This is a genomic window from Pseudomonas sp. (assembly GCF_037994325.1).
Lineage (GTDB): Bacteria > Pseudomonadota > Gammaproteobacteria > Pseudomonadales > Pseudomonadaceae > Aquipseudomonas.
Window position 1 is genome coordinate 1 of record NZ_JBBNAH010000077.1, and the last position, 6608, is coordinate 6608.

Below are 6608 nucleotides of genomic sequence, written 5' to 3' on the forward strand. Positions count from 1 at the left end.
CATCAACGTTAAGCGATAGGCGTTGGGCGCCAAGTCGAGGTTGTCGCGGATATGCACCGACGGCATCAAAAAGCCCATCTCCTGGGAGAGCTTTTTGCGCACGCCTTTGATTCGCGCGAGCAGTTGCCCACCCTGGTTACGGTCCACCAAGGGAATCAAGCGGTAGCCCACTTCCAGGCCGACCATATCCACTGGTGTCACATCATCCCAACCGAGTTCTTTGACTTCCTGCGCGCGTTGGGCTGGCAGCAGTTCTTGCTGACGCTGCACTTCCGCTACTTCCGCGACTTTGACTTTGCGCTGTTTGTTGGCGATCCAGTAGGCGCCAGCAGCGGCCACCAGACCCAGGCTGATAAAGGAGAAATGCGGCATACCGGGCACCAGGCCCATCACAATGATCAACGCGGCGGCCACAGCCAAGGCACGCGGTGAAGCGAACATTTGCCGAGTAACCTGAGCACCCATATCTTCCGAGGTGGAAACCCGCGTCACCATAATGGCCGCAGCGGTAGACAGAAGCAGCGAAGGAATCTGCGCCACCAAACCGTCACCGATGGTCAGCAAGGTGTAGATACGACCGGCGTCACCAAAGCTGAGGTCGTGCTGGAGAATACCGATGGCCATACCACCGATCAGGTTGATAAACAGAATCAGCAGGCCGGCGACGGCGTCACCACGAACGAACTTACTGGCACCGTCCATGGAACCGTAGAAGTCCGCTTCCTGAGCCACTTCAACGCGACGTTTCTTGGCTTCGATCTGATCGATCAGGCCGGCATTAAGGTCGGCGTCAATCGCCATTTGCTTGCCGGGCATGGCGTCAAGGGTGAAGCGCGCACTCACTTCGGAGATACGCCCGGCACCCTTGGTGACCACCACGAAGTTGATGATCATCAAGATCGCAAACACCACGATACCGACCACGTAGTTGCCGCCGATCACCACCTCACCGAAGGCCTGAATCACTTTACCGGCCGCGTCGTGGCCATCCTGACCATGGAGCAGAACTACCCGCGTGGACGCCACGTTCAGCGCCAGACGCAGCAAAGTGGCGGCCAGCAGAATGGTCGGGAATACCGCGAAATCCAACGGCCGCAGGGCGTAAATCGCCACCAGCAAGACGACGATGGCCAAGGCCAAGCTAAAAGTAAACAGCACGTCCAGCAGGAACGGCGGGATCGGCAGCATCACCATTGCCAGCATGACCAACAGCATCAAGGGAATGCCCAAGTTGCCGTCGCGCAGGCCCGACAGGTTGCTGCGTACGTTGCCTACCAGTTGTGTGCGATCTAATGCCACAAGCCCTTTCCTCGCCGTTCAAACTTTTGACGCAAACGCGTCGATAGCGGGGCTTTTGCAAGAAGTCGTCCAACTTCTTGAATGCGGGAAAGGTTTCGTCGAGCGGCGTAGGTTGGGCGAAGCCCAATACGGGCCGGCCCAACCTACATCGAAGACTACTCGTCGCGACGTAGATCTGGCGGGATAGGTAGGTCTTTGAGCGGCTCCGGCCGTTTGCCTTTGCCAGAACGGAATTGGCGCAGTTGGTAGACGTAGGCCAGAACCTGCGCCACGGCCAGATACAGGCCAGCAGGAATCTCACGGTCCAGCTCGGTGGAGTGGTAAATCGCCCGTGCCAAACCGGGCGACTCCAGCACCATTACCTTGTGCTCGTTAGCGATCTCACGAATCTTCAAGGCGATGAAGTCGCCGCCCTTGGCCAGCAACACCGGCGCCCCACCCGACTGCGGGTCGTACTTAAGCGCTACGGCAAAGTGGGTCGGGTTGGTAATCACCACGTCGGCCTGCGGAACGGCCGCCATCATGCGTCGCTCGGCCATTTCGCGTTGCATTTGGCGAATGCGCTGTTTGACCTCCGGCTTGCCTTCGCTGTCTTTGTACTCGTCGCGCACTTCCTGCTTGGTCATCAGCATTTTTTGCCGGTTGTCCCAGAGCTGGAACGGCACATCCACCGCCGCAATCAGGATCAGCCCCCAGGCCATCCACATGGCGCTGCGCGCGACCACCTGAATGCTGTGCATGATTGCCGACTCCAGCGGCTCGTTGGCCAAGGCCAACAGGTCGCGGGTATCGGCCTTTAACACCACCATGGCGATAATCAGCACCAAGGCAAACTTGGCCAGCGCCTTGAGCAGCTCCAGTCCGGCCTTGGCCGAGAACATGCGCTTGATGCCGGGCAAGGGATTGAGCCGACCGAAATTGGGTGCCATCGACTGCGGCGAAAACAACCAGCCGCCGAGAGCAATTGGGCCAACAATCGACGCCACCAGCAGCACGATAAACAGCGGAAACAACGCCAATAACGCTACGTAAATAGCGTTTTCAAACTGCAGCGCCATGCTGCCGTTGTTCATCAGCAGTTCGCGACTAAGGGTGAAGTTGTCTTTCATGATGCTGATCATGGCGTCGCCAATCGCGCCGCCATAGCTCATCAACCCACCAACGCCTGCCACCAGAACGGCAAAGGTATTCAGTTCGCGTGAGCGTGCGATCTGACCCTTTTCTCGCGACTCCTTGCGTCGCTTGTCCGTGGGCTCTTCTGACTTCTCCGCGCCATTCTCGTTCTCGGCCATGGCTTACTTGGCTCCCACCAATTCGCGTAGCAACTGAAGACAATCGGTGACCATCAGTTGATAGTGAGAAAGAAAGTCCGACAGGCTGATCCAAATGATCACAAAACCCATCACCAGGGTCAGCGGAAAGCCGATGGAGAAAATGTTCAACTGCGGCGCCGCGCGGGTCATTACGCCGAAGGCAATGTTCACCACCAGTAGCGCAGTAATGGCAGGAAGCACCAGCAATAAACCGGCCGCCAATACCCAGCCTAGCCCGGTAGCGACATTCCAATAATGGTTGGTGGTCAGGCCGGTGCCGACCGGTAGCGTCACAAAGCTTTCGGCCATGATTTCAAACACCACCAAGTGCCCGTTCATGGCCAAAAACAGCAAGGTCACCAACATGGTGAAGAACTGCCCGATCACCGCCACGGAAACGCCATTGGTAGGGTCGACCATCGAGGCAAAGCCAAAGCCCATCTGCGTGGCGAGAATTTGCCCGCCCACCACAAAGGCATGGAAAAACAGCTGCAAGACAAACCCCAGCATGACCCCGACCAATATTTCCTTAGCGATCATCAGCACCGTAGCCAGATTTAGCGCGTCGATCTGCGGCGCTGGCGGCAAGCTGGGGAACAGCACCAAGGTAAAGGCCAAGGCCAGGTAGAGTCGCACGCGCATCGGCACCAACTGGGTACCGATGATGGGCATGGTCATCAATAAACCGGCGATACGGAAGAACGGCAGCAGAAAGCTACCCACCCAGCCACCGATTTGCGCGCTGCTCAGCTCAAACATGGCTTAGCCGATCAAGAACGGAATGTTGGTGTAAAGGTTGGTGATGTATTCCATAAACGAGCGGATCAGCCACGGGCCCGCCCAGATCAAGGTCACCAACATCACCAGCAAGCGCGGCAGAAAGCTCAAGGTTTGTTCGTTGATCTGCGTGGCCGCCTGAAACATGGCAACGATCAAGCCCACCACCAGGCTCGGCACCACCAGGATCGCCACCATCACGGCGGTAAGCCACAGCGCTTCACGAAACAGGTCTACGGCTACTTCTGGGGTCATGTGCGTTCTCCTGGCCCGGGTCGGCGTCTATGTGCCGCCAAAGCTGCTGGCCAAGGTGCCGATGATGAGGGCCCAGCCGTCGATCAACACAAACAGCATGATCTTGAACGGCAAGGAAATGATCAGTGGCGAGAGCATCATCATGCCCATGGCCATAAGGATACTGGCGACTACCAGGTCGATGATCAGGAACGGAATAAAGATCATAAAGCCGATCTGGAACGCGGTTTTCAGCTCCGAGGTCACAAACGCCGGCACCAGAATAGTCAGCGGCGCCTGCTCCGGGCTGGCGATATCGGTCCGTTTCGACAGTTTTACAAACAGCTCAAGGTCCGATGAGCGCGTCTGCGCCAGCATAAAATTCTTGATCGGCACCTCCGCCTTGGCGATGGCATCTGGCGCGGTTATCTGCTCGTTCAAGTAAGGCTGCAAGGCGTCGCGGTTCACCTGGTCGAACACCGGCGCCATGATAAACATGGTCAAAAACAGCGCCATGCCGGTAAGGATCTGGTTGGACGGTGTCTGCTGCAGGCCCAGGGCCTGACGCAGAATGGAAAACACGATGATGATGCGGGTGAAGCTGGTCATCAACATGACGAACGCGGGAATAAAGGTCAGCGCGGTCATCAACAGCAGAATTTGCAGGCTTACTGAATACTCCTGCTGCCCTGCCGGGTTGGTGGTCATAGTAATAGCCGGCATGGTCAACGGGTCGGCCGCCAGCACCAGCGGCGCCGCCAGGCTCAAACCAATCGCCAACAGAAGGCGCAACACACTCATCAAGGCTTGTCCTTCTGATCCTTGCCCAACAGCTCCATCAGGCGCTGAGCAAACTCCGGTGCTGCCGCTTCGGCCTCAGGCAAATGCACCGGCTCCTTTAGCGTATGCAGCGGGGTAATGCGCCCGGCACTGAGGCCCAACAGAATCTGCTCATTACCCACCTGCACCAGCAATAGCCGATCGCGCGGGCCCAACGCCTGGCTGGCCACCAGCTTGATAACCTGGCCGCTACGCGGGCCTATCTGCTGCACGCGGCGCATTAACCAGGCCAGCACGAAGATCATGCCGATCACCAACAACAAGCCGAGCAGCACTTGCACCAACTGGCCGCCCATACTGCCCTCAGCCATTGGCGTGGCAATGGTTTTGCCGGGTTCGGCGGCCTGCGCCATGAGTGGCAGCAGCGCTAGCAACGCGGCGCCGACAGGTCGCCAGATAAGTGTGCTCATGGCTTAGCGCAGCTTCTTGATACGTTCGCTTGGGCTGATCACGTCAGTCAGGCGAATGCCGAACTTCTCGTTAACCACCACCACTTCGCCATGGGCGATCAAGGTGCCGTTAACCAATACATCCAGCGGTTCACCGGCCAGGCGATCCAGTTCAATCACCGAGCCTTGGTTTAGCTGCAGCAGGTTGCGAATGGTGATTTCGGTGTTACCCACTTCCATGGAAATGGACACGGGAATATCCAGAATCACATCCAGGTTCGGACCTTCCATGCTCACCGGCATATTGGACTTGGGCGAGCTGCCAAACTCTTCCATCGGGGCGCGCGGCGCAGAAGGTGCAGCGGCGCTCTGGTTGAGCATCGCGTCAATGTCATCCTGATTTGCATCGCCAGCCTCGGAGAGTGCCGCAGCCCACTCATCGGCCAGTGCCTGCTCCTCGGGGGAGGTTTCTTCTTCGTCTGCCATGTGTTCCTCGCCTTACGCGGTCGTGCTAATGGGGAGCTGAGAGGCCGTGCTTCTTAGCGTTCAATCGGTTCCAGCACCTGGAAAGCCAGGTTGCCTTTGTGCGCGCCGAGCTTGACCTTAAAAGCCGGTACACCGCTGGCACGCATAATCATTTCTTCGGGCATATCCACCGGAATCACATCGCCCGGCTGCATATGCAAGATGTCGCGCAGCTTGAGCTGGCGACGGGCGATAGTGGCGGCCAAGGGCACGCTAACGTCGAGGATGTCTTCGCGCAGGGCTTTGACCCAACGCTCGTCCTGGTCATCGACATCGGATTGGAAGCCAGCGTCGAGCATGTCGCGGATTGGCTCGATCATCGAATACGGCATGGTCACGTGCAGATCGCCGCCACCGCCGTCGAGCTCGATATGGAAGGTGGAGACCACCACCACTTCGCTGGGGCTGACGATGTTGGCCAGGGCCGGGTTCACTTCCGAGTTCATATACTCGAAGTTCACATCCAGCACCGCATGCCAGGCTTCTTTGAGGTCAATAAAGGCTTGGTCAAGCACCATGCGCACCACGCGCAATTCGGTCGGGGTAAATTCGCGGCCTTCAATCTTGGCGTGACGGCCGTCGCCACCAAAGAAGTTATCCACCAGCTTGAACACCAGCTTGGCGTCGAGAATAAACAAGCCGGTGCCGCGCAGCGGTTTCATCTTCACCAGGTTAAGGCTGGTGGGCACGTAAAGGGAGTGCACGTATTCGCCGAACTTCATGACCTGCACGCCACCCACCGCCACGTCAGCGGAGCGGCGCAAGAGGTTGAACATGCTGATACGGGTGTAACGCGCAAAGCGCTCGTTGATCATTTCCAGGGTGGGCATGCGCCCGCGCACGATGCGGTCCTGGCTGGACAGGTCATAACTTTTGACGCTGCCGGGGATGGCGGCGTCTTCGGTTTCCACCGCGCCGTCATCAACGCCATGTAACAGGGCATCGATTTCATCCTGGGACAACAGGTCTTGGACGGCCATCTGCAACTTCCTATCGAAGGGCGACTATTGAAGAACGATGTTAGTAAACAGGACTTGCTCGACGGTGGTGTCGCCGACTTCTTTCTTGGCCAACTCCTGCACGCTGGCGGTGGCCAACTGGCGCAGCATTTCTTTGCCTACCGGGGTCGCCAGGTTTTCAAAGGTCTGCCCGGAAAACAGCAACACCAGGTTATTACGCAACACCGGCATATGTGCCTTGAGGGCATCCAGCTTGGCCTGATCACGCGCCA

General features: G+C 57.9%; 9 protein-coding genes. All 9 read right to left on the minus strand.

Translation table 11 applies throughout. The annotated features are described in order from the left end of the window. Positions 1 to 1299, minus strand: a 1299-nt coding sequence (locus AAAB16_RS02500) for an FHIPEP family type III secretion protein (RefSeq protein ID WP_340661914.1), incomplete at its 3' end; no start/stop codon positions are given. A gap of 155 nt (positions 1300 to 1454) precedes the next feature. After that, positions 1455 to 2591, minus strand: coding sequence for a flagellar biosynthesis protein FlhB (flhB, locus tag AAAB16_RS02505; protein WP_340661915.1), 1137 nt, complete (start codon positions 2589 to 2591; stop codon positions 1455 to 1457). A gap of 3 nt (positions 2592 to 2594) precedes the next feature. Then, on the minus strand, positions 2595 to 3371 hold the full coding sequence (fliR, locus tag AAAB16_RS02510) for a flagellar biosynthetic protein FliR (RefSeq protein ID WP_340661916.1): 777 nt from the start codon (positions 3369 to 3371) through the stop codon (positions 2595 to 2597). Between the two features lie 3 nt (positions 3372 to 3374). Further along, positions 3375 to 3644 (minus strand): flagellar biosynthesis protein FliQ, encoded by a 270-nt coding sequence (fliQ, locus tag AAAB16_RS02515; RefSeq protein ID WP_110618444.1) that lies wholly within the window; start codon positions 3642 to 3644, stop codon positions 3375 to 3377. A 27-nt stretch (positions 3645 to 3671) separates the two neighbouring features. Continuing rightward, positions 3672 to 4424 (minus strand): flagellar type III secretion system pore protein FliP, encoded by a 753-nt coding sequence (gene fliP / locus AAAB16_RS02520; protein WP_340661917.1) that lies wholly within the window; start codon positions 4422 to 4424, stop codon positions 3672 to 3674. Next, on the minus strand, positions 4424 to 4873 hold the full coding sequence (fliO, locus tag AAAB16_RS02525; RefSeq protein WP_340661918.1) for a flagellar biosynthetic protein FliO: 450 nt from the start codon (positions 4871 to 4873) through the stop codon (positions 4424 to 4426). The genes fliP and fliO overlap by 1 nt, the downstream gene beginning before the upstream one ends. A gap of 3 nt (positions 4874 to 4876) precedes the next feature. Continuing rightward, positions 4877 to 5338 carry a flagellar motor switch protein FliN gene (gene fliN, locus AAAB16_RS02530; protein ID WP_110618447.1) on the minus strand — a complete coding sequence of 154 codons (462 nt, stop codon included), beginning with the start codon at positions 5336 to 5338 and terminating at the stop codon, positions 4877 to 4879. Between the two features lie 53 nt (positions 5339 to 5391). Further along, complete coding sequence (gene fliM, locus AAAB16_RS02535; RefSeq protein WP_110618448.1) at positions 5392 to 6357, minus strand: flagellar motor switch protein FliM; 966 nt, start codon at positions 6355 to 6357, stop codon at positions 5392 to 5394. Positions 6358 to 6381: 24 nt separating this feature from the next. Further along, a partial coding sequence (locus tag AAAB16_RS02540) for a flagellar basal body-associated FliL family protein (RefSeq protein WP_340661919.1) occupies positions 6382 to 6608 on the minus strand: 227 nt, incomplete at its 5' end.

Coding starts and splice junctions, on each gene's coding strand:
- flhB (WP_340661915.1), bottom strand. CDS start 2,591: ATGGCCGAGAACGAGAATGGCGCGGAGAAGTCAGAAGAGCCCACGGAC.
- fliR (WP_340661916.1), bottom strand. CDS start 3,371: ATGTTTGAGCTGAGCAGCGCGCAAATCGGTGGCTGGGTGGGTAGCTTT.
- fliQ (WP_110618444.1), bottom strand. CDS start 3,644: ATGACCCCAGAAGTAGCCGTAGACCTGTTTCGTGAAGCGCTGTGGCTT.
- fliP (WP_340661917.1), bottom strand. CDS start 4,424: ATGAGTGTGTTGCGCCTTCTGTTGGCGATTGGTTTGAGCCTGGCGGCG.
- fliO (WP_340661918.1), bottom strand. CDS start 4,873: ATGAGCACACTTATCTGGCGACCTGTCGGCGCCGCGTTGCTAGCGCTG.
- fliN (WP_110618447.1), bottom strand. CDS start 5,338: ATGGCAGACGAAGAAGAAACCTCCCCCGAGGAGCAGGCACTGGCCGAT.
- fliM (WP_110618448.1), bottom strand. CDS start 6,357: ATGGCCGTCCAAGACCTGTTGTCCCAGGATGAAATCGATGCCCTGTTA.